The sequence below is a fragment of the Lentzea sp. NPDC005914 genome (assembly GCF_040629405.1).
Taxonomy (GTDB): Bacteria; Actinomycetota; Actinomycetes; order Mycobacteriales; family Pseudonocardiaceae; genus Lentzea.
In genome coordinates, this window is record NZ_JBEXVQ010000003.1 from 172,315 (window position 1) to 192,023 (window position 19,709).

Genomic DNA, 19,709 nt, shown 5'->3' on the forward strand with positions numbered 1-19,709 from the left:
TACAACGGAGGTGCGCGTTGACAGCAGTCGAGAGATCGAGGAGGTACCGATGTTGATGCGCACTGACCCGTTCCGGGAGCTGGACCGCCTGACCCAGCAGGTCTTCACCGGATCAGGGACGTGGACACGGCCCGCGGCGATGCCGATGGACGCCTACCGCGCGGGCGACGAGTTCGTCGTGGCGTTCGACCTGCCAGGTGTGTCCGCTGAGGCGATCGAGCTGAACGTCGAGCGCAACGTGCTGACCGTGAAGGCGGAACGGCGCCCGGCCAGGACCGGCGACAACGTCGAGATGCAGGTCGCGGAACGACCGCTGGGCGTGTTCTCCCGCCAGCTGTTCCTCGGCGACACCCTCGACACCGAACACATCCAGGCCGACTACGACGCAGGTGTGCTGACCCTGCGCATCCCGGTGCTGGAGAAGGCGAAGCCGCGCAGGATCGCCATCGCGAACACCCAGCAGGACGTGAAGCAGATCAACGCCTGACCGATCGGCGCGGCAACGGAGTACGTCCGGTCGACCGTTCGCACAGTCGAACTCCGCGGTGGCCAGAGCGACTGACGCCACCCGAGCGCATGGGCGCAGCGATCCGCGAACCGCCCGGACTTCTCCACCCCCGGTGGCCCCGCACCGCCCGATCGCGGTGCGGGGCCACCTCGCGTCCAACCACTGCACGGTGGCGGAAGTGTCCACTTCGGACCAAGATCTGGGCTGATGCCCTTCGGCGCTGCGAGCGGTCCTGACTCGGGAGCACGAACTAGGGGCGGGAAGTTCGACCTCGCAGGCGTACGCGGGCACACGAGCAGGTTTGCCAGCCTTCTCGTGGAGGCAACCACGAGAGGAGACGGACAATGACGCTCATGCGGTTCGACCCGTTCCGCGAGCTCGACCGGGCCGCCGAACAGATGTTCGGCGGGACGCGGACGCGCTCCACGATGCCGATCGAGGCCTACCGCCGGGGTGACGAGGTGTGCGTGCACATCGACCTGCCCGGCGTCGACCCCGACTCCGTGGACGTGACCGTCGAGCGCAACGTCGTCACCATCCGTGCGACCCGGCGTCCGTTGCACGGAGAGAACGACGAGGTCATCATCAACGAACGGCCACAGGGCGAGTTCAGCCGCCAGTTCTTCCTGGGCGACAACCTCGACATGAACGGGCTCAACGCGAGTTTCGACCGGGGCGTGCTCACGCTGCGCATCCCGGTGTCGGAGGAGAGCAAGCCTCGGCGCGTCGAGATCGCCGGCGGAAGCGAGCAGTCGCGCGTGATCGAGACGCAGAACACCTGAACATGTCCGACGCAGACACTGGAGGGCAGATGCCCGCGATCATCGCCGCCAGGACAGCATGACTGAGGGCTGGGCGTTCGAAGGACAGCCGCCGGTGTCGTCGTCGGGACTCGCCGGCGGGACGGTCACCCTCGTCAACGGCACGTCGTTCTGCGTCTGCGGGCACGACGGTGACATCCACGCCGACGGGCCGCAGGGCACGTTCTTCATGGACACCCGCATCGTGTCCGGATGGCGCGTGCGGATCAACGACGCGTCGATCGAGCCGATCACCGTGGTGCCCGGTGAGCCGTTCCGCACGACCTTCCTCGGCCGCGCGCATCTCGGGCAGCGCGGCGAGAGCTCGCTGCTGGTGGAACGCACCCGGTACGTCGGCGCGGGCATGCGCGAGGACGTGGTCCTGCGCAACTACGGGCCGGCCGACGTGTCGGTGTCGCTGTCCGTGCACGTCCAGGCGGACTTCGCGGATCTCTTCGAGGTCAAGGAGGACCGCGTGCGCCTCGACGACCGGCACGCCGCGGAAGTGCGCGATGACGGGCTGAGGCTCAGTCGTGGCAGCCGTGGCCTGTGGGTGAGCGGTGAGCACGCCGAGTACACGCTCGACCGGATGACGTTCCACGCGCTCGTGCCCGCGCGCGGCGAGTGGTCGACCCGCATCGTCGCGCGTCCGGTGGTGGACGGTGAGCCGGCTCCCCCGTTGTTCCCGCTGGACCACCCGATCGAGCAGTCGGCACCCGTGCTGCGAGCGCGGCGGTGGCACGAGCTGGGACCGGTGCTGCGGGTGTTCGGCGACCCCGCGCTGATGCGCACATTGCGGCAGAGCCGTGAGGACCTGGGCGCGCTGCGGATCTTCGACCCGGACCGGCCGGAGGACGCCGTGATCGCGGCGGGAGCACCGTGGTTCATGACGTTGTTCGGGCGTGACTCGATTCTGTCGTCACTCATGGCGCTCGCCCTCGATCCGTCGCCCGCGCTCGGCACGGTGCACACGCTGGCCCGCCATCAGGGACGGGTGGTCGAGCCCAACAGCGAGGAGGAGCCCGGCCGGATCCCGCACGAGATGAGGTTCGGCGCGGACGTGTCGCTGGCGCTGGGCGGCCGGAACATCTACTACGGAACCGCCGACGCCACACCGTTGTTCGTGGTGCTGCTCGGCGAGCTCAGCCGGTGGGGCATCGGGCGTGACCAGGTCGAGGCACTGCTGCCCCACGCCGACCGCGCGCTCGAGTGGGTGGATCGCTACGGCGACCGCGACGGCGACGGGTTCGTCGAGTACCACCGGCACACCGAACGCGGGCTGGTGAACCAGGGCTGGAAGGACTCCTGGGACGGCGTCAACTTCGCGGACGGCACGATCGCCCAAAGCCCGCTCGCACTGTGCGAGGTGCAGGGCTACGTCTACGCGGCGTTTCGCGCACGGGCCGGTCTCGCCCGAGCGACCGGCGCAGATCCCCGGTACTGGCTGGAACGGGCGGCGGAGTTGAAGAAGCGGTTCAACGAGGCGTTCTGGATGCCATCGCTGAACCGCTACGCCTTGGCGCTGGACCACGAGAAACGGCAGGTCGACGCCGTCACCTCCAACGCCGGGCACTGCCTGTGGACCGGCATCGTCGACGACGACAAGGCGCCGCACGTCGCGGCATCGCTGCTGTCGCCCCAGATGTTCACCGGCTGGGGTGTGCGCACGCTCGCCTCCGACATGGGCGCCTACAACCCCATGAGCTACCACAACGGGTCCGTCTGGCCGCACGACTCGACCATCGTCGCGGCCGGCCTCATGCGGTACGGGTTCATCGAGCACGCACAACGCGTCGCCATCGCCGTGTTCGACGCCGCGAACGCGTTCGGCGGCCGGTTGCCCGAACTGCTCTGCGGGTTCGACCGCGCCTCCTACGCCCGCCCGGTGCCGTACCCGACATCGTGCTCTCCGCAGGCGTGGGCCTCGGCGTCACCGGTGCACCTGCTGCGCGTGTTGCTGCGGCTCGAACCGTCCGTGCCGGAGGGCGAGATCCGGCTCGCGCCCGCGTTGCCCGACGAGTTCCTGCCACTCGCGATCGACAACCTGCCGCTCGCGGGTGCGCGCGTCACCGTGGAGGTCGACTCGGAGGTCCGGGTTTCCGGGCTGCCGGAGAGAATTTCGGTCGTGTACGAAGTCCCGTCAGGTTTCACGACGCGTGCGGCGGGGATCCGTCCGGAATGGAGCAACTGAAAGTCGCGATGGTGGCGCCGCCGTGGTTCGAGCTTCCGCCCACCGCGTACGGCGGCATCGAGTCCATGTGCGCCGACCTGACCGACGAGCTGACAAGACGTGGCGTCCAGGTCACCCTGATCGGCGTCGGCCGCAACCGGACTCGCGCCTCGTTCATCGCCGTTTCCCCGGCGGCGCAACCGGAACGCATGGGGCAGGCCATGCCGGAGGTCACGCACGCCGCCGCGCTGCCGGACCTGCTCGACCGCCTCGACGTGGACGTCGTGCACGACCACTCACTGGCGGGCCCTCTGCTGGCTCGCGGCCGCGACGTGCCGACCGTGGTCACCGCACACGGACCGGTGACCGGCGAGATGGGGCGCTACTACCGGGACCTGGGCGACAGCGTGCACCTCGTGGCGCTGTCGGAGGCCCAGCGCATCGCCGCACCGTCGTTGCACTGGGCCGGCATGGTCCACAACGGCGTGCGGGTCGAGGACTTCCCGTTCTGCGCGCGGAAAGAGGACTTCGTGTTGTTCCCCGGCCGCGCGACGCCGGAGAAAGGCATCCCGGCCGCGATCACGGCCGCACGAGAGGCCGGTGTGCGACTGCTGATCGCGGCCAAGTGCCGTGAGCCCGCCGAGCTGGAGTACTTCCGGGACGTGGTGGAACCCATGCTGAGCGACGGGGTCGAGTGGCTCGGCGAGGTGAACCGGGCGCGCAAGCTCTCCCTGCTCTCGGCCGCCCGATGCCTGCTCTTCCCGATCCGGTGGGCGGAGCCGTTCGGCATCGTGATGGCGGAGGCGCTGGCCTGCGGCACACCGGTCGTGGCGTTGCGCCGGGGTTCCGTACCGGAGGTGATCGTGCACGGAGAGACCGGGTTCGTGTGCGACTCCCCGGCGGAGCTGATCTCCGGGCTGCGCGACGTGGAATCGCTGAGCCCGCAGCGATGTCGTTCGGACGCGCGAGACCGGTTCGACGTGGACCTGATGGCGTCGCGCTACGAATCGCTGTACCGCTCGATCGCCGGTCGTGCCGGCATGGGCGTGAGGCAGCTGTCCAAGCAGGCTGTCACCACCACCAACGGAAACGGCTACACGCTGGCGGTGCCGACAGCGAACTAGCGTTCCTGAATCACTCGCGCACCACGTCCAGCAACGCGAGCGACCGCTGCACCGCCGCGGTCGCGGAGATCAGGTACAGCCTCGATCCCACCCGGCGCACGTGGTTCTCGGCCTCCACGAGCGCCCGCAGGCCCGCCGCGCCGAGGAACGTGACGTCGCTGAGATCCACAACGATCAACGCGTCCGAGATGTCCAGATGCGGCTCGATCACCTTGATCAGTCTGTCCACTGTGTACGCGTCGATCTCCCCGCTGACGCGGACCCTGATCACCTTCGCAACGGCGACGGGAACCACCACGCTCACCTCCAGCACATTTTGTCGTGCGTGGACGATCGCGTACCTCAAAGGTGCGACGCTTCGTTCCCCCAGGCGCAATTCACCAGTACGCCATGGGCCTGCTGTGTCACGCCCCGAGTTTCTTGCGCCTCTGCTGCTGGCGGTAACCGTAGGCGGCGTTGCGCACTGCCTCGTCGCTCTCCAGCCGTGCGCCCAGCGCGCCGGCCACGGTCCCGATCGACGCCGCGAGCCACGCGATCCCGAGATAGTCCGGCAGGGCGGGAGGGTGCTCGATCTGCCGTGCCAGCACGCCGGGGTCGAGCACGAGCCATCCCGCCGCGAGCACGAGGACGAACAGGGCCAGGTAGAGCGTCAAGATCCCCAGGCCGATCGTGATCACCGTGGTCAGGTTGTACAACCGCGCCCGTCCCCGTTCGACCTCGTCGGACGGCTGTTCCCACAGTTTGTGGCTGACGATCAGCCAGATCACCATCGCGGTGATGGACACCAGCATCGCCGCCACCAGCCGGGCGGCTGACGCGGACGCGCCGAGCTGCCAGATGGTCGAGCTGATCAACGCGTACGCGCCGGTGCCGAACGCGGCGACGAGCACGCTGGACATGCCCATCGCGAGCCGCCACGGCCGGTTCGCCTTGATCATGCCCGCGATCAGGCGCAGCTTCCCGCCCGGACGGGAGGCCACGAACCGCACGCCGATGTCGTCGGTGGGCGAGTCGATCCGCCGGGCGAGCCGCGGTACCGGGACCTCGTTGTCGGTCAGCTCACCCACGACCGCGCTGACCACGTCCACGGTCTTCCTGCGCAGACCCCAGCCGCCGAGTGCGGGAAGCGACGCCACGGCCAGGCCGTCGTCAGCACTCGCGTCGGCCACCACCGGGTCGGTGCCCGCGCGGCGCGGCAGATCTGTCAGGCACACCCACAGATCGCAGCGTTCCTCGACGACCTGATCCCGCACGGCCTGCACCACATGTCGCACCGTGCCGTGCTCATCGGCCGCGAACTGGTCGCACACGGGCACAACCCGCCATGTCACGTCACCGTCCACGTCACGGGACAACCGGCGCGGCAGATCACCCGCGACGTCCTGCACGATGTCGGTGGCCAGTCCGGGATCGGCGAGCAGGCCGAGCACCACGGTCCTCTGCATGCATCGTCGGGTACCTCAGCACCACCACGGGTACACCTTCAGACCGGTGCACGCTGGTGGTACGGGTTGTGGATCAGCACGCCGCCCATCCAGATCTGGGAATGCGCCTTCACCATCGCGACGACCACGTCACCGCCGAACACCCCGAGGTCGTAGAAGCAGAGCACGTACACCGGCCGCGTGCGCACCCACATCTCGGCGTTCAGCTCGTGCTGGAACAGAGCGTCCATCTGTCCCGCGGGTTGCAGGAACTCCTCCACCCACCCCATGTCGCCCGCCACCCGGCAGATCGTCCCGGAACGCGCCGCCCAGTCGTCGAGGTCGGCCAGCATCGCCTCGCTGGCGAGCGTGTCACCGCGCAGGTGACCGCCTTTCGGCTCGTGCACCACCAGCCGCGGGTCCGGACCGTCCAGGCTGCTCACGGCATCGTCGGACTCCCCAGCGGAGACGAAGTACTGGCACGCCTCACCGCGGCGCAGCCCGTCACGCAGGAAAGGGACCAGCAGCGAGTCCCGTTCATCACGACCGTGGTGGAAGACGCACAGGTGTGCGTGGACGTCAAGGGTCACACCGTCGAACGTCGCACTCATGGCTGTGCCTCTCCGGCCTGCCCTTGCAGCACCTGCCACGCTCGGGTGGCCACGTGGACGTTGAGTCGAGTTTCCACATCACCGAGATCGAAACCGGTGATCTTCCTGATCCGGCCGAGCCGGTAGCGCAGCGTGCTGCGGTGGATGAACAGCGCGGTCGCCGTCCGGTCGTAGTTGCCGCCGCACTCCAGGAACTGGGACAGCGTGTGGACCATGTCCGCGGACCTGCTGTCGTCGTAGTCGATCAGGCCGCCCAGCCACTCCCGCACGAACGCCGCGACATCTCCGCGGCTGTCGCCCGTGTCGAGGATCCGGTAGAGACCCAGCTGGTCGAACAACGCTGCTCCGCGTGGCGCGTGCGACGTCTGCCGGATGCGCAGCGTGCGCATCGCCTCGGTGAACGAGCGCGGCAGTTCGTCCGGCGTGGCACAGCGCCCGCCGATCGCGATCACGCCGGTGTCGGCTCCCAGTTCCCGCGTCATCGCGCGGAACAGCGCCTCACCGTCCGGGTTGCCGTTCACGAGCAGCACGACCACACCGGAGCGCCGTGCGCACAACGCTTTCCATTCCAGTTCGGCCATCGCGCGAACGGTCGCGTCGGACATGGCCTCATCGGCCTGGAGACCGTGCCACTGCACGACCACGACGTGGTGAGGGCCCCGCAGGTCGTGGCCCAGCGCGTCGGCGCGCGCGTACGCGCTCTCATTGTCCGTGCCGACCACCAGGTCGTCCACCAGGTCGCGGTGCAGCCTCAGCTCGACCTCGGCGAGACTGCGCTGGTGGGCCAGCTCCAGCGCGAGCACCGTCGTGCCGTACTCCAGGGTGAAGATCTCGTGGTCACGCGCGGTCTTGTCCGGATCGATCAGGGCGATCACGCCCAGCACCTCGTGGTGCGGTTTGACCAGCGAGATCAGCCGATCACGTTCGCGCAGCGGGCGCGTCAGGCGGGCGGCACGGCGCAACAGGTCCTCCTGACGCCGCGCGGACATCTTCGGGTACGGATCCGGGCGGCCCGCCCCCGCCCAGGCGCGCAGGTTGCCGAACCGGTCCTCGATGGCGACGGGCAAACCGGTCAGGTCGCACAACGCATGCGCGAGTCCCGGTTCACCACTGCCGAGAGCGGTCACTCGACTCAGCACGTCGTGCACCTGTTCCTGCTGCCGCAACCGGGACACCGTCGTGGTCAGCTGGGCGTTCACCGTCGCGCGTTCGTCGTTGGACCGGCGCAGCTCGACCCGCTGCTCGTGTTCCTTGCGGTACAGCGCCGCGTTCGCCAGCGCCGCACTCGTCTGCTGGCCGAGCGTCTTGAGCAGGAAGAACTCGTCGACCGTCGGCTCCTGCACCGCGACCACGACCAGGCATCCGGTGACGCCGCTCAGGCCGCGCAACAGGAACGCCCAGCGCCACTTTCCGTCGGATAGCGTCACGGCGGAGTCATGATCGTCCAGTTCGGACACGATCAGGTCGAGCTCGGAGCCCACGGGCTGGTCCGAGGGCGTGTGCACCAGCTCGCCGTCGACCATCAGATAGGTGTTCTCGGACGCGCACGGACCGAGTGAGGAAACCGAAGTCGCCGCCAGGGCGAGGATCTTCGCCGCGTCCCTGGTGTCGAACATCATCATCGACAACACAAACAGGCCGTAGAGATTGGACAGTTGCGCCCGTGCCCAACTGTCCAAACCTCCGGCGTCGCTGACCATGCCCCTACCCCAAGCCGTGGTTGCGTTTTGTCAAGCAGCCTATCTCCGCCGTCACTGTGCTGCCGGGTCCAGCACAGTGGGCCGATTTAGTCCTCGCAGGCGGACGCGCCGCAGCAGAGCCTTCGCCACGGTGGAGGTCATGACACTCATGCGCTTCGACCCGTTCCGCGAACTCGACCGGCTCACCGAGCAAACGGTCCGCACACCACGAGCGCTGCCGATGGAAGCGTTCCGCCGCGGCGAGGAGTGCGTCGTCGCGCTCGACCTTCCGGGTGTCGGCAGCGAGGACGTCGACGTGACCGTGGAACGCAACGTGGTCACGGTCAAGGCCTCGCGGCGCCCCCTGTGGCAGGAGGACGACGAGGTGTTGATCGACGAACGGCCGCACGGCGAGTTCAGCCGCCAGTTCTTCCTCGGCGACATGCTCGACGCCGCCAACCTGTCCGCGAACTTCGACCGCGGCGTGCTCGTGCTGACCATCCCGGTCGCCGAGTCCAGCAAACCTCGCCAGATCGAGATCTCCTGAGGAGGCAGTGATGACCACCCAGCACTCAGGTTCGCACTCGCGTACGACGGCCGCCGCCGGCCAACGGCGGACGATCGCGTCGTTCACCAACTACCGCGACGCCGAACGGGCCGTGGATCACCTCTCGGACAACAACTTCCCGGTGGACCGCACCGCGATCATCGGCAACGACGTCCGCATGGTCGAGCAGGTCGTCGGCCGGCTCAACTGGGGCCGCGCGCTGCTCAACGGCGCCGCGTCGGGTGCCGTTCCCGGAGTGCTGTTCGGCTGGATCTTCGGCCTGTTCGACCTCGTCAACCCGCTCGTCGCCGCGCTGACGCTGGCCCTGTACGGCCTGGTGTTCGGTGCCGTGATCGGCGCCATCATGGGCGCGATCTTCTACGGGATGCAACGCGGCCGGCGCGACTTCAGCTCCGTCACGGCGATGGTGCCGAGCCGGTACGACCTCGTCGTGGACGAGGAGGTCGCGGACGAGGCGCAGCGGCTGCTGGCCAAGCTGGGCACGGGGAGTGGTTCCTGATGGCCAAGGCAGTGGGGATCGACCTCGGCACGACGAACTCCGCGATCGCGGTGATGGAGGGCGGCCAGCCCACGATCATCTCGAACGCGGAGGGCGCCCGGACGACCCCGTCCGTGGTCGCGTTCACCGAGAGCGGCGAGCGGCTGGTCGGCCAGTTGGCGAAGCGCCAGGCGATCCTGAACCCCAAGGGCACGATCTACTCGGCCAAGCGGTTCATCGGCCGCCGCTACCAGGAGGTCACCGAGGAGGCGGCGACGGTCACGTTCGACGTCGTCGAAGCCCCGAACGGAGCGGCCGCCTTCAAGGTGCGCGACAAGCTGCACGCGCCGGAGGAGATCAGCGCGCAGGTGCTGCGCAAGCTGGTGGACGACGCGTCGAACTACCTCGGCGAGAAGGTCCGCGAGGCCGTGATCACGGTGCCCGCGTACTTCAACGACTCGCAGCGCCAGGCCACCAAGGACGCGGGCAAGATCGCCGGCCTTGAGGTCCTGCGGATCATCAACGAGCCGACGTCGGCCGCACTGGCCTACGGGCTGGAGAAGAAGGAGCACGAGACCGTGCTCGTGTTCGACCTCGGCGGCGGCACGTTCGACGTGTCCCTGCTCGACGTCGGCGACGGCGTGGTCGAGGTCCGCTCCACCTCCGGCGACACCCACCTCGGCGGCGACGACTTCGACCGCAGGCTGGTGGATCACCTGGCCTCCAAGTTCAAGAACGACACGGGCATTGACCTGCGCACCGACCCGCAGGCCCTGCAACGGCTCTACGAGGCCGCGGAGAAGGCCAAGGTCGAGCTGAGCGCGGTCACCCAGACCCAGGTGGGCCTGCCGTTCATCACCGCGGACAAGGACGGTCCCAAACACCTGACGGAGACCGTCACGCGGTCGACGTTCGAGCAGATCACCGCCGACCTCGTGGAACGCTGCCTCGAGCCGGTCAAGCAGGCGATGGCCGACGGCAAGGTGTCCGAGAACGACATCGACGAGGTCATCCTGGTCGGCGGCTCGACCCGGATTCCGGCCGTGCAGAAGCTCGTCCGCCGCCTCACCGGCGGTAAGGACCCGAACATGAGCGTGAACCCGGACGAGGTCGTGGCGCTCGGTGCCGCGGTGCAGGCCGGTGTGCTCAAGGGCGAGGTCAAGGACGTGCTGCTGCTCGACGTGACCCCGCTGTCGCTGGGCGTGGAGACCCGCGGCGGAGTGATGACCAGGATCATCGAGCGCAACACGACGATCCCGGCGCGCCGCTCCGAGGTGTTCTCGACCGCCGAGGACAACCAGCCGGCCGTGGACGTGGTGGTCCTGCAGGGCGAACGCGAACGCGCGGCCGACAACAGGGTGCTGGGCCGGTTCCAGCTGACCGGGATCAGGCCGGCGCCGCGCGGTGAGCCGCAGGTCGAGGTCACGTTCGACGTGGACGCGAACGGCATCCTGAACGTGACCGCCCGTGACAAGGACACCAACGCCGAACAGGGCATCACCATCAGTGAGAGCTCGAACCTGGACACGTCCGAGGTCGAGCGGATGGTGTCCGAGGCCGAGGCGAACCGGGCGGAGGACCAGCGGCTGCGCGAGGCCGTGGACGCGCGCAACACGCTCGACTCGATCGCCTACCAGGTCGAGAAGACGCTGTCCGATCTCGGCGATAACGCCCCGTCGCACGAGCGTGCGCGTGCCGAGATGCTGATCTCCGACGCGCGCGAGGCGCTGGAGTCGGACGCACCCGTCGAGCGCGTGCGGGAACTGACCGGAGAGCTGACCCAGGTCCTGCAGGGCCTGCAGGTGACGCGGTCGTCGGCTCCCCCGCCCGCCGCGGACCAAGGTGCGCCATCGGATGACGACGTCGTCGACGCCGACTTCGATCGGGTGTGACCCATGACCACCAAGGGGAAAGCCGTGGGCTCCGCTGCAGCCTCCGCGCCGGAGTCCGGCGCGGAGGCTGTGGTGGATTCCGCGGCCGAGGCCGGGACCGGCGCCACTCCCTCTCCGGCGCCGGTCCCGGAACTCGCCGAACTGGAGGACCGCTGGCTGCGCGCCGTGGCCGAACTGGACAACGTGCGCAAGCGTTACGGCCGGGAGCTGGATCGGGAACGAACGGCCGAACGCGCACGGGTGGCGTCGGCGTGGTTGCCGGTGCTGGACAACCTGGAGCTGGCACTCGGCCATGCGGGCGGCGGCGCGTTCACCGACGGCGTCCGGGCGATCCGCGACCAGGCGGTCGACGTGCTCGCCCGGCTCGGCTACCCGCGCCAGGACGCGATCGGTGTGCCGTTCGACCCACGCCGGCACGAGGTCGTGACGGTGCTCGACGAACCGGACTCACCTCCCAACACGGTCGTGCGCGTGCTGCGGCCTGGCTACGGCGACCTCCGCCCGGCCTCGGTCGCCGTCTCCCGCACCGCCCAGGGGTGAGCTGCCGTGGCCACGGACTTCTACGAGGCACTCGGGGTGCCACGCGGGGCGAGCGGCGAGGAGATCCAACGGGCGTACCGCAAGCTCGCGCGCCGCTACCACCCGGACGTCAACCACGATCCCGGCGCCGAGGACCGGTTCAAGGAGGTCAGCGAGGCGTACGAGGTCCTGTCGGATCCGGAACAGCGCAAGCGGTACGACCGGTTCGGCGCGGACTTCCGCCGGATCCCTGAAGGCTACGAGGAACGAGCTGCTGCCGGCGCCGGTCGCGGTGGCCGCACGGTGTACACCAGCGGGCCCGGGCAGGGCAGTTTCGAGGACTTCGACTTCGAGGACCTGCTCGGTGGTTTCTTCCGCCGCGGTGGCCGGGGCGGGCCGATTCCCGGTGCCGACCAGGAGGCCGTGCTGACGCTCTCGGTGGAGGAGGCCTACCGGGGTGGCCAGCGCAGGCTGACCATCGGCGACCGCGAACTGGACGTGACCATCCCGCCCGGAGTGATCGACGGACAGCGGATCCGGCTGTCCGGCGAGGGCGGTCGTGGTTCCGGCGGTGGCACCTCGGGTGATCTGTTCCTGGTGGTGCGGATCGCCCCGGACCCGCGGTACCGGCTGGAGGGCCGCGACATCGTGGTCGACCTGCCCGTCACGCCGTGGGAGGCGGCTCTCGGCTCCACCGTGCCGATCATGACGCCCGGTGGGGAGGTCAAGGTCCGCGTGGTGCCGGCGTCGTCGAGCGGACGGCGGTTGCGGCTGCGCGGCGAGGGCATGCCGAACCCGCGCGGCACACCGGGTGACCTGTACGCGGTCGTGAAGATCATGGTGCCGAAGAAACTCGGCAAGCGGGAACGCGAGCTCTTCGAGGAACTGGCCGCCGTCTCCGACTTCAACCCGAGGGGTTCGTGATGTATCCGCTGACCAGACCCGTCCGGTTGAGCCTGAACCGGGTCTCCGTCCACACCGGACTGCACCCGGAGCTGATCCGCCGGTTCGCCGCGCTGGGACTGGTCGAGTGCGCGGTGGACGACGCCGGACGGCTCTGGTTCCCACCAGAAACGGTGGTCCGCCTCGCGCGGATCCAGCGACTGCGCGGCGGGCTCTCGCTCAACTACACCGCGGTCGGGCTCGTGCTGGACCTGCTCGACCGAATCCGTGTCCTGGAAGCACAACTACACGGGAGTGAACGACCGTGGACATGAACAGGCTGACACAGAAGTCACAGGAAGCCCTGCAGTCCGCCCAGGACATAGCCCAGCGGCTCGGCCACACCGAGACCGACGGCGAACACCTCCTGCTCGCACTGGTCGACCAACCGGACGGTCTCGTACCGCGCCTGCTCGCCCAGGTGGGCGTGAACGTGCAGACCCTCCGCGACGACGTGAACGCCGAACTGGACAGGCGCCCCAAGGTGACCGGGCCGGGTGTCCAACCCGGACAGATCAACGTCACCCGTCGCCTGCTGGCCGTGCTGGACGCCGCCGAACGAGAAGCCAAGCGGCTCAAGGACTCCTACGTCAGCGTCGAACACCTGCTGCTCGCGCTGGCCGAGGAGGGCAGCCGCACCAAGGCCAGCCAGATCCTGGCCAGGCACGGCATCACGCGGGACAGGTTCCTGGAGTCGCTCACGAAGATCCGCGGCAACCAGCGCGTGCAGAGCGCCACGCCGGAGGGCACCTACGAGGCGTTGGAGAAGTACGGCCGCGACCTCGTGGACGACGCGCGGACAGGCGACCTCGACCCCGTGATCGGACGGGACTCCGAGATCCGGCGCGTGATCCAGATCCTGTCCCGCAAGACGAAGAACAACCCCGTGTTGATCGGCGAGCCCGGGGTCGGCAAGACCGCGATCGTCGAAGGGCTGGCGCAACGGATCGTCCGCGGTGACGTGCCGGAAGGGTTGCGGGACAAGACGGTCTTCGCACTCGACATGGGTTCGCTGGTGGCGGGCGCGAAGTACCGCGGCGAGTTCGAGGAACGGCTCAAGGCCGTGCTCGCCGAGGTCAAGGCCGCCGAGGGACGGATCCTGCTGTTCGTCGACGAGCTGCACACCGTCGTGGGTGCGGGCGCCGCCGAGGGATCGATGGACGCGGGCAACATGCTCAAGCCGATGCTCGCACGCGGTGAGCTGCACATGATCGGCGCGACCACGCTCGACGAGTACCGCAAGCACATCGAGAAGGACGCCGCGCTGGAACGCCGGTTCCAGACCGTGCTGGTGGAGGAGCCGACGCCGGAGGACGCGATCTCGATCCTGCGCGGGTTGCGCGAACGGCTCGAGGTCTACCACGGTGTCAAGATCCAGGACGCGGCGATGGTGTCCGCCGTCGTGCTGTCCCGCCGTTACATCACCGACCGGTTCCTGCCGGACAAGGCGATCGACCTGGTGGACGAGGCGTGCGCGCGGCTGCGCACCGAGATCGACTCGATGCCCGCGGAACTGGACGAGATCTCCCGCCGGGTGACCCGCCTGGAGATCGAGGAAGCCGCGCTGGCCAAGGAGACCGACCAGGCGAGCAGGCAGCGGCTCGAGGCGCTGCGCAAGGAACTCGCCGACCTCCGCGCCGAGCTCGACGCGATGACGGCGCAGTGGGAGGCGGAGCGCCAAGCCATCCGGCGCGTGCAGGAACTGCGCGGTGACCTGGAACGCGTGCGCCGTGAAGCCGAGGAGGCGGAACGGACCTACGACCTCAACCGGGCCGCGGAACTGCGGTACGGCCGGCTCGCCGAGCTGCAGCGCCAGCTCGCGACCGAGGAGGAAAGGCTTGCGGCCAAACAGGGCGAGCGACGGCTGCTGCGCGAGGTCGTGACCGAGGACGAGATCGCCGAGATCGTCGCGGCGTGGACCGGCATCCCGGTGTCGCGGCTCAAGGAGACCGAACGCGAGAAGCTGCTGAAGCTGGACGAGATCCTGCACGAGCGGCTGATCGGCCAGGACGAGGCGGTGCGGCTGGTCGCCGATGCGATCATCCGCGCACGGGCCGGGGTGAAGGACCCGCGCAAGCCCATCGGTTCCTTCATCTTCCTGGGCCCCACCGGCGTCGGGAAGACCGAGCTGGCGAAGACGCTGGCGGCCGCGTTGTTCGACAGCGAGGACAACATGGTGCGCCTGGACATGAGCGAGTACCAGGAGAGGCACACGGTCTCGCGTCTCGTCGGCGCGCCGCCCGGTTACGTCGGCTACGACGAGGGCGGCCAGCTGACGGAGGCCGTGCGGCGCAAGCCCTACTCCGTCGTGCTGCTGGACGAGATCGAGAAGGCGCACCCGGAGGTGTTCAACACGTTCCTCCAGGTGCTCGACGACGGACGGATCACCGACTCGCAGGGCCGCACGGTCGACTGCCGCAACACGGTGATCATCATGACGTCCAACATCGGCTCGGAGTATCTGCTGGACGGCGTGACACCGGGCGGCGAGATCAAACCGGACGCGCGCGGCGCGGTGATGGCGTCGCTGCGCGAGCACTTCCGCCCCGAGTTCCTCAACCGCGTCGACGACGTCGTGCTGTTCACGCCGTTGCGGCTGGAGCAGCTCGAACGCATCGTCGACCTGCAGTTCGCCGAACTGCGCGCCCGTCTCGCGGAGCGCCGGATCGACGTCGACCTCACGCCGGCGGCACGAGAGCTCATCGCGCGGCGCGGGTTCGACCCGGTCTACGGCGCCCGGCCGTTGCGCCGCTACATCGCGCACGAGGTCGAGACCCGCGTCGCGCGGGCGCTGATCTCCGGCGAGGTGCTGGAGGACGCGACGATCCGGGTGGACGAGGTGGACGGCGAGCTGTCCATCGCCACGACCAGCAAGAGCAGGGCCGCCGCATGACCATCAAGTGCCAGAACTGCGGCAAGACCAACCGCGTTCCCGCTGCCGCACAAGGCAGGCCCAAGTGCGGCAACTGCGGGCAGCCGCTGCCGTGGATCGTGGACGCGCTCGACGGCAACTTCGCCGACGTGGCAGAGAAGGCGGACGTCCCCGTGCTGGTCGACCTGTGGGCGACCTGGTGCGGCCCGTGCCGGATGGTGAGTCCGGTGCTGGACCAGATCGCACACGAACGCGCGGGCGAGATCAAGCTCGTGCGGGTCGACGTGGACCGTGCACCCCAACTCTCGCAACGGTTCGACGTGCGCGCGGTGCCCACGCTGCTGATCCTGCGCCATGGCGAGGTGATCGCCCGGCAACCCGGTGCACTGCCCGCACCCCAGCTGCGCGCCTGGTTGGACCAGGCGCTCACCCCGGAGGTGAAGACATGATCAATCGCATTCTGCTGAGGCAGCTGCCCGCGCGCGTCACCACCGGCGCGTACGTGCTCAACTCGGGCCTGGGCAAGCTGCACGCCGACCACCAGGCCGCGGAGTCGATGCAGGGCTGGGCCGCGAGCACCTATCCGGTGCTGGGCAAGCTCGATCCCCAGCAGTTCGCGAGGCTGCTGGCACTCGGAGAGATCACGACCGGCGTGGTGCTGCTGGTGCCGTTCGTACCGGCGGCGGTCGCCGGTGCCGCGCTCACCGGGTTCGCCGCCGGATTGCTCGGGCTCTACCTGAAGACGCCGGGAATGCGCAAGCAAGGGAGCCTGCGCCCGACGGAGGAAGGCATCTCACTCGCGAAGGACGTCTGGCTGCTGGGCATCGGCCTGTCGCTGGTGCTCGACGACGCGACCCGGGAGGACCGATGACCGCCATTGTGGACGAACACCTCGCCCTGGTGCGCGAGGTCGTACCGCAGACACCGCAGGGTTGCCGGGAGTGCCTCATCGCCCGGACGCCGTGGGTCCACTTGCGACTGTGCCTGACGTGCGGCCACGTCGGCTGCTGCGACTCGTCGCCGATGAAGCACGCACGCCGCCACGCGTTCGCGGGAGGCCATCCGATCGTGCGTTCCTTCGAGCCCGGCGAGAACTGGCGGTGGTGCTATGTCCACGAAAACTACGTCTGAGCTGCTGGAGACACCGGACGAGCACGGGGCGTTCCCCCGCCTCGACTCCGAGCAGATCGACCAGCTCGCGCGGTACGGAACCCGTCGCCCGGTGCGAGAAGGCGAGGTGCTGTACGCCGAGGGCGACACCGGTCACGACATCTTCGTGATCGTCAGCGGAGTGGCGCACGTGCTGGAGAACGGTCAGGTCGTGCGGGTGCACGGGCCCGGCAGGTTCCTCGGCGAACTCGGTCTGCTGCAACGACAACCGTCGTTCGCCACGGCCGTGGTCGCCGAGCCGGGCGAAGTGGTCGGACTGACGGCGGACCAACTGCGCGCGGTGGTGCAGGACGATCCCGTGCTGGGAGACGTGATCCTGCGCGCGTACCTGATGCGGCGCGCGGTGCTCATCGGCCGCGGCAGCGGACTGCAGATCGTCGGATCGTGCTTCTCCCCCGACACCAAGCGGCTGCTGGAGTTCGCCGCGCGCAACCGGATTCCGCACCGGCTGGTCGACACGGACAAGGACGACCAGGCCGAGGTCCTGCTGCGCCGGTTCGGTGTGACCACCGCGGAAACGCCCGTCGTGGTGGTGCCCGGCGGCGAGACGCTGCGCAACCCCAGCAACCGGGAACTGGCACGGACACTCGGCCTGCACGCCGCCTCTCCGCCAGGCGACGTGACGGACCTGCTCGTGGTCGGCGCCGGCCCCGGTGGACTCGCGGCCGTCGTGTACGGCGCGTCGGACGGGCTGGGCGTCGTGGCCGTCGACTCCGTGGCGGTCGGCGGCCAGGCGGGCACGACGTCGCGGATCGAGAACTACCTGGGCTTCCCCTCGGGCGTCTCCGGCCCGGAACTGGCCGAACGCGCGGTGTTGCAGGCCCGCAAGTTCGGCGTGCAGGTGAACGTCGCGGTCGAAGCGATCACCTTCTCCCCGCGCGACGGGCATTACGTCGTGAGTTTCGACGACTCCTCCCAGGTGCCGGCGAGGACGGTGGTCATCGCGACCGGGGCGCACTACCGCAGGCTCAACGTGCCGCGGCTGGCCGACTTCGAGGCGACCGACGTGCACTACGCGGCGACGATCCACGAGGCCCGCGCGTGCCAGGGCAACCCGGTGGCGGTCGTGGGCGGTGGCAACTCGGCCGGTCAGGCAGCGGTGTTCCTCGCCGAGCGCGTCCCCCTGGTGCACCTCGTCGTGCGTTCCGGCGACCTCAACAAGGACATGTCGCGCTACCTGGTCGACCGGGTCACGCGGCACCCGCGGATCGAAGTGCTGCTGCGGCACGAGGTCGTGGAGCTGCGGGGCGACAAGAACATCGAGGGCGTCATCGTCGAGGACAACCGGAACGGCGACCGGCACACGCTGCCGGTCCGCGCGCTTTTCGTGTTCATCGGCGCCAAACCGTGCACCGCATGGCTTTCCCAGGTGGTCGCGCTCGACGAGGACGGGTTCGTGCTGACCGGCGAGCACGTCGCAACCGGCGACACCTGGTGGCACAAGGGCAGAAGACCGTTCCCGCTGGAGACGAACCTACCCGGTGTGTTCGCGATCGGGGACGTGCGCAGCGGATCCATCAAACGGGCCGGATCGGCGATCGGAGAGGGCGCGATGGTGGTCCGGCTCGTCCACGAACACCTCTCGTTCGGAGCGACGACATGACGTGGCGGCGGATGTTCCTGGCAGGTCTCGTGCTGTGGCTGCTGGCGGTCGGGGTGACGTACCTGACCGGCAACGCGATCCTGATCCCGACCGTGGTGCTGCTGGGCAGTTTTCTCGTTCCGGTGACGTTCGTGACGTGGGCCTTCGGGCGCCGCGACACCGGTGAGATCACGGCGGAGCTGGTGTTCGGCACGTTCGTGGTCGGCGGTGTGCTCGGGGTGCTGGGCGCGTCCGTGCTGGAGGCCTACCTGCTCAACCCGTCGCCGTGGATGTACGTCGGCGTGGGGCTGATCGAGGAGGCCGTCAAGCTGGCGGCGCTGGCGCTGCTGACCCGGCACCTCGCGGTGAAGTCCATGCGCGACGGGATGATCCTCGGCGCATCGGTCGGCTTCGGGTTCGCCGCCTTCGAGTCCGCCGGGTACGCGCTGACGTCGCTGTTCACCGCGTCCGGCCTGTCGCTGAGCAATCTCGTGACGACCGAGCTGCTGCGCGGTCTGCTGGCACCGGTCGGGCACGGGCTGTGGACGGCGATCCTCGGAGGCACGCTCTTCGCGTGGAGCACCCGGCGCCACTTCGTGCTGACCTGGCCGCTGCTGCTCGCCTTTCTCGGGGTGTCCCTGCTGCACGCGCTCTGGGACTCGATGTCCATGATCGCGGTGCTGGTGACCCTGGCGCTGACCGGCGAACCGTGGCAGTACCAGCTGCTGCTGCGCGGCGCCCTGCCCGAGCCGACCCCGTCCCAGGTGACGGTCTACACGGTCACGGACTGGCTGGGCCTGGCACTGATCTCGGTCATCGGCCTGCTGTGGCTGTGGTCGCTCGTCCGCCGGTCGCGCCGCGAGGTGCGCCCACCGGCGTCCTCCCATCACATCCGCATCGGCACGTACGCCATGACACAGCCCAGGCAGAGGGGAGATGTCCGATGAGCGGCACCGGCTTCGCTCCGTTCACCGCCACCATCGACAAGACGAACCGGATGCTGCACGAGATCGAGGAGGCGTTCGGCTGGCCACGCGAACGCCGCAACCAGTCCTACGCGGCACTGCGCGGCGTCCTGCACGCGCTGAGGGACCGCTTGACCGTCCACGAGGCCGCGCAGCTCGGAGCTCAGCTGCCGATGCTCGTCCGCGGGGTGTACTACGAGGGCTGGCGCCCCGCGGACGTGCCGATCAAGATGCACCACGACGAGTTCGTCGGCCGGGTCCGTCACGACTTCGTGTACGACGCCGATGTCGACGAGGTGGTGCGGACGGTGCTGAAGGTCCTGCGCGCGCACATCACCGAGGGTGAGTGGGAGGACGTCAAGGCGTCCATGCCCAAGGATCTCGCGGGCGTGATGCCTTAGGCGC

General features: G+C 69.1%; 21 protein-coding genes. 17 read left to right on the forward strand and 4 right to left on the reverse strand.

Annotation, left to right across the window (positions count from 1 at the left end):
• The first annotated feature begins 49 nt into the window (after positions 1 to 49).
• The 4 genes from ABZ345_RS05825 to ABZ345_RS05840 all read left to right on the forward strand — a co-directional run bounded on the left by ABZ345_RS05825 (position 50) and on the right by ABZ345_RS05840 (position 4,602).
• Positions 50 to 487 (forward strand): Hsp20/alpha crystallin family protein, encoded by a 438-nt coding sequence (locus ABZ345_RS05825; protein WP_359843373.1) that lies wholly within the window; start codon positions 50 to 52, stop codon positions 485 to 487.
• 365 nt (positions 488 to 852) lie between these two features.
• Positions 853 to 1,290 (forward strand): Hsp20/alpha crystallin family protein, encoded by a 438-nt coding sequence (locus ABZ345_RS05830; RefSeq protein ID WP_359843375.1) that lies wholly within the window; start codon positions 853 to 855, stop codon positions 1,288 to 1,290.
• Between the two features lie 58 nt (positions 1,291 to 1,348).
• Entirely contained in the window at positions 1,349 to 3,499 is a 2,151-nt protein-coding gene (locus tag ABZ345_RS05835) for a glycogen debranching N-terminal domain-containing protein (protein ID WP_359843376.1), read from the forward strand.
• On the forward strand, positions 3,487 to 4,602 hold the full coding sequence (locus ABZ345_RS05840) for a glycosyltransferase family 4 protein (protein ID WP_359843378.1): 1,116 nt from the start codon (positions 3,487 to 3,489) through the stop codon (positions 4,600 to 4,602). Before ABZ345_RS05835 ends, ABZ345_RS05840 begins: the two co-directional genes overlap by 13 nt.
• A gap of 10 nt (positions 4,603 to 4,612) precedes the next feature.
• On the opposite strand, the gene ABZ345_RS05845 is transcribed toward ABZ345_RS05840, so the two are convergent.
• The 4 genes from ABZ345_RS05845 to ABZ345_RS05860 form a co-directional block, all read right to left on the reverse strand.
• Positions 4,613 to 4,906 (reverse strand): STAS domain-containing protein, encoded by a 294-nt coding sequence (locus ABZ345_RS05845; protein WP_359843380.1) that lies wholly within the window; start codon positions 4,904 to 4,906, stop codon positions 4,613 to 4,615.
• A 100-nt stretch (positions 4,907 to 5,006) separates the two neighbouring features.
• Positions 5,007 to 6,047, reverse strand: coding sequence for a hypothetical protein (locus ABZ345_RS05850; RefSeq protein WP_359843382.1), 1,041 nt, complete (start codon positions 6,045 to 6,047; stop codon positions 5,007 to 5,009).
• A 38-nt stretch (positions 6,048 to 6,085) separates the two neighbouring features.
• Positions 6,086 to 6,637 carry an MEDS domain-containing protein gene (locus ABZ345_RS05855; protein WP_359843384.1) on the reverse strand — a complete coding sequence of 184 codons (552 nt, stop codon included), beginning with the start codon at positions 6,635 to 6,637 and terminating at the stop codon, positions 6,086 to 6,088.
• A complete protein-coding gene (locus ABZ345_RS05860) occupies positions 6,634 to 8,337 on the reverse strand; it encodes a helix-turn-helix domain-containing protein (protein ID WP_359843386.1) in 1,704 nt (567 codons plus the stop codon). Before ABZ345_RS05860 ends, ABZ345_RS05855 begins: the two co-directional genes overlap by 4 nt.
• A 139-nt stretch (positions 8,338 to 8,476) precedes the next feature.
• Here ABZ345_RS05860 and ABZ345_RS05865 point away from each other — a divergent pair, with 139 nt between their 5' ends.
• The 13 genes from ABZ345_RS05865 to ABZ345_RS05925 are packed head-to-tail and all read left to right on the forward strand — an operon-like array spanning position 8,477 to position 19,705.
• Positions 8,477 to 8,863 carry an Hsp20/alpha crystallin family protein gene (locus tag ABZ345_RS05865; RefSeq protein WP_359843388.1) on the forward strand — a complete coding sequence of 129 codons (387 nt, stop codon included), beginning with the start codon at positions 8,477 to 8,479 and terminating at the stop codon, positions 8,861 to 8,863.
• Positions 8,864 to 8,873: 10 nt separating this feature from the next.
• Positions 8,874 to 9,383, forward strand: coding sequence for a general stress protein (locus tag ABZ345_RS05870; protein ID WP_359843390.1), 510 nt, complete (start codon positions 8,874 to 8,876; stop codon positions 9,381 to 9,383).
• Entirely contained in the window at positions 9,383 to 11,254 is a 1,872-nt protein-coding gene (dnaK, locus tag ABZ345_RS05875; protein WP_359843392.1) for a molecular chaperone DnaK, read from the forward strand. The genes ABZ345_RS05870 and dnaK overlap by 1 nt, the downstream gene beginning before the upstream one ends.
• A gap of 3 nt (positions 11,255 to 11,257) precedes the next feature.
• Entirely contained in the window at positions 11,258 to 11,794 is a 537-nt protein-coding gene (locus ABZ345_RS05880; RefSeq protein ID WP_359843394.1) for a nucleotide exchange factor GrpE, read from the forward strand.
• A gap of 6 nt (positions 11,795 to 11,800) precedes the next feature.
• Entirely contained in the window at positions 11,801 to 12,697 is an 897-nt protein-coding gene (locus ABZ345_RS05885; protein WP_359843396.1) for a J domain-containing protein, read from the forward strand.
• Complete coding sequence (locus ABZ345_RS05890) at positions 12,697 to 12,990, forward strand: chaperone modulator CbpM (protein WP_359843398.1); 294 nt, start codon at positions 12,697 to 12,699, stop codon at positions 12,988 to 12,990. The genes ABZ345_RS05885 and ABZ345_RS05890 overlap by 1 nt, the downstream gene beginning before the upstream one ends.
• Positions 12,981 to 15,608, forward strand: coding sequence for an ATP-dependent chaperone ClpB (clpB, locus tag ABZ345_RS05895; protein WP_359843400.1), 2,628 nt, complete (start codon positions 12,981 to 12,983; stop codon positions 15,606 to 15,608). Before ABZ345_RS05890 ends, clpB begins: the two co-directional genes overlap by 10 nt.
• Entirely contained in the window at positions 15,605 to 16,036 is a 432-nt protein-coding gene (gene trxA / locus ABZ345_RS05900) for a thioredoxin (protein ID WP_359843402.1), read from the forward strand. The genes clpB and trxA overlap by 4 nt, the downstream gene beginning before the upstream one ends.
• Positions 16,033 to 16,458, forward strand: coding sequence for a hypothetical protein (locus ABZ345_RS05905; RefSeq protein WP_359843404.1), 426 nt, complete (start codon positions 16,033 to 16,035; stop codon positions 16,456 to 16,458). The genes trxA and ABZ345_RS05905 overlap by 4 nt, the downstream gene beginning before the upstream one ends.
• On the forward strand, positions 16,455 to 16,718 hold the full coding sequence (locus tag ABZ345_RS05910) for a UBP-type zinc finger domain-containing protein (RefSeq protein WP_359843406.1): 264 nt from the start codon (positions 16,455 to 16,457) through the stop codon (positions 16,716 to 16,718). Before ABZ345_RS05905 ends, ABZ345_RS05910 begins: the two co-directional genes overlap by 4 nt.
• Positions 16,696 to 18,360, forward strand: a complete 1,665-nt coding sequence (locus ABZ345_RS05915) for an FAD-dependent oxidoreductase (RefSeq protein WP_359843408.1) — start codon at positions 16,696 to 16,698, stop codon at positions 18,358 to 18,360. Before ABZ345_RS05910 ends, ABZ345_RS05915 begins: the two co-directional genes overlap by 23 nt.
• On the forward strand, positions 18,357 to 19,286 hold the full coding sequence (locus tag ABZ345_RS05920) for a PrsW family glutamic-type intramembrane protease (protein WP_359843410.1): 930 nt from the start codon (positions 18,357 to 18,359) through the stop codon (positions 19,284 to 19,286). Before ABZ345_RS05915 ends, ABZ345_RS05920 begins: the two co-directional genes overlap by 4 nt.
• Positions 19,283 to 19,705, forward strand: a complete 423-nt coding sequence (locus ABZ345_RS05925) for a DUF2267 domain-containing protein (RefSeq protein ID WP_359843412.1) — start codon at positions 19,283 to 19,285, stop codon at positions 19,703 to 19,705. The genes ABZ345_RS05920 and ABZ345_RS05925 overlap by 4 nt, the downstream gene beginning before the upstream one ends.
• Positions 19,706 to 19,709 lie beyond the last annotated feature (4 nt).

What these genes read in the sequence shown, in the direction of transcription:
- ABZ345_RS05825 (WP_359843373.1), top strand. Translation starts at nt 50, where the DNA reads ATGTTGATGCGCACTGACCCGTTCCGGGAGCTGGACCGCCTGACCCAG.
- ABZ345_RS05830 (WP_359843375.1), top strand. Translation starts at nt 853, where the DNA reads ATGACGCTCATGCGGTTCGACCCGTTCCGCGAGCTCGACCGGGCCGCC.
- ABZ345_RS05835 (WP_359843376.1), top strand. Translation starts at nt 1,349, where the DNA reads ATGACTGAGGGCTGGGCGTTCGAAGGACAGCCGCCGGTGTCGTCGTCG.
- ABZ345_RS05840 (WP_359843378.1), top strand. Translation starts at nt 3,487, where the DNA reads ATGGAGCAACTGAAAGTCGCGATGGTGGCGCCGCCGTGGTTCGAGCTT.
- ABZ345_RS05850 (WP_359843382.1), bottom strand. Translation starts at nt 6,047, where the DNA reads ATGCAGAGGACCGTGGTGCTCGGCCTGCTCGCCGATCCCGGACTGGCC.
- ABZ345_RS05855 (WP_359843384.1), bottom strand. Translation starts at nt 6,637, where the DNA reads ATGAGTGCGACGTTCGACGGTGTGACCCTTGACGTCCACGCACACCTG.
- ABZ345_RS05860 (WP_359843386.1), bottom strand. Translation starts at nt 8,337, where the DNA reads ATGGTCAGCGACGCCGGAGGTTTGGACAGTTGGGCACGGGCGCAACTG.
- ABZ345_RS05865 (WP_359843388.1), top strand. Translation starts at nt 8,477, where the DNA reads ATGACACTCATGCGCTTCGACCCGTTCCGCGAACTCGACCGGCTCACC.
- ABZ345_RS05870 (WP_359843390.1), top strand. Translation starts at nt 8,874, where the DNA reads ATGACCACCCAGCACTCAGGTTCGCACTCGCGTACGACGGCCGCCGCC.
- dnaK (WP_359843392.1), top strand. Translation starts at nt 9,383, where the DNA reads ATGGCCAAGGCAGTGGGGATCGACCTCGGCACGACGAACTCCGCGATC.
- ABZ345_RS05880 (WP_359843394.1), top strand. Translation starts at nt 11,258, where the DNA reads ATGACCACCAAGGGGAAAGCCGTGGGCTCCGCTGCAGCCTCCGCGCCG.
- ABZ345_RS05890 (WP_359843398.1), top strand. Translation starts at nt 12,697, where the DNA reads ATGTATCCGCTGACCAGACCCGTCCGGTTGAGCCTGAACCGGGTCTCC.
- trxA (WP_359843402.1), top strand. Translation starts at nt 15,605, where the DNA reads ATGACCATCAAGTGCCAGAACTGCGGCAAGACCAACCGCGTTCCCGCT.
- ABZ345_RS05905 (WP_359843404.1), top strand. Translation starts at nt 16,033, where the DNA reads ATGATCAATCGCATTCTGCTGAGGCAGCTGCCCGCGCGCGTCACCACC.
- ABZ345_RS05910 (WP_359843406.1), top strand. Translation starts at nt 16,455, where the DNA reads ATGACCGCCATTGTGGACGAACACCTCGCCCTGGTGCGCGAGGTCGTA.
- ABZ345_RS05915 (WP_359843408.1), top strand. Translation starts at nt 16,696, where the DNA reads ATGTCCACGAAAACTACGTCTGAGCTGCTGGAGACACCGGACGAGCAC.
- ABZ345_RS05920 (WP_359843410.1), top strand. Translation starts at nt 18,357, where the DNA reads ATGACGTGGCGGCGGATGTTCCTGGCAGGTCTCGTGCTGTGGCTGCTG.
- ABZ345_RS05925 (WP_359843412.1), top strand. Translation starts at nt 19,283, where the DNA reads ATGAGCGGCACCGGCTTCGCTCCGTTCACCGCCACCATCGACAAGACG.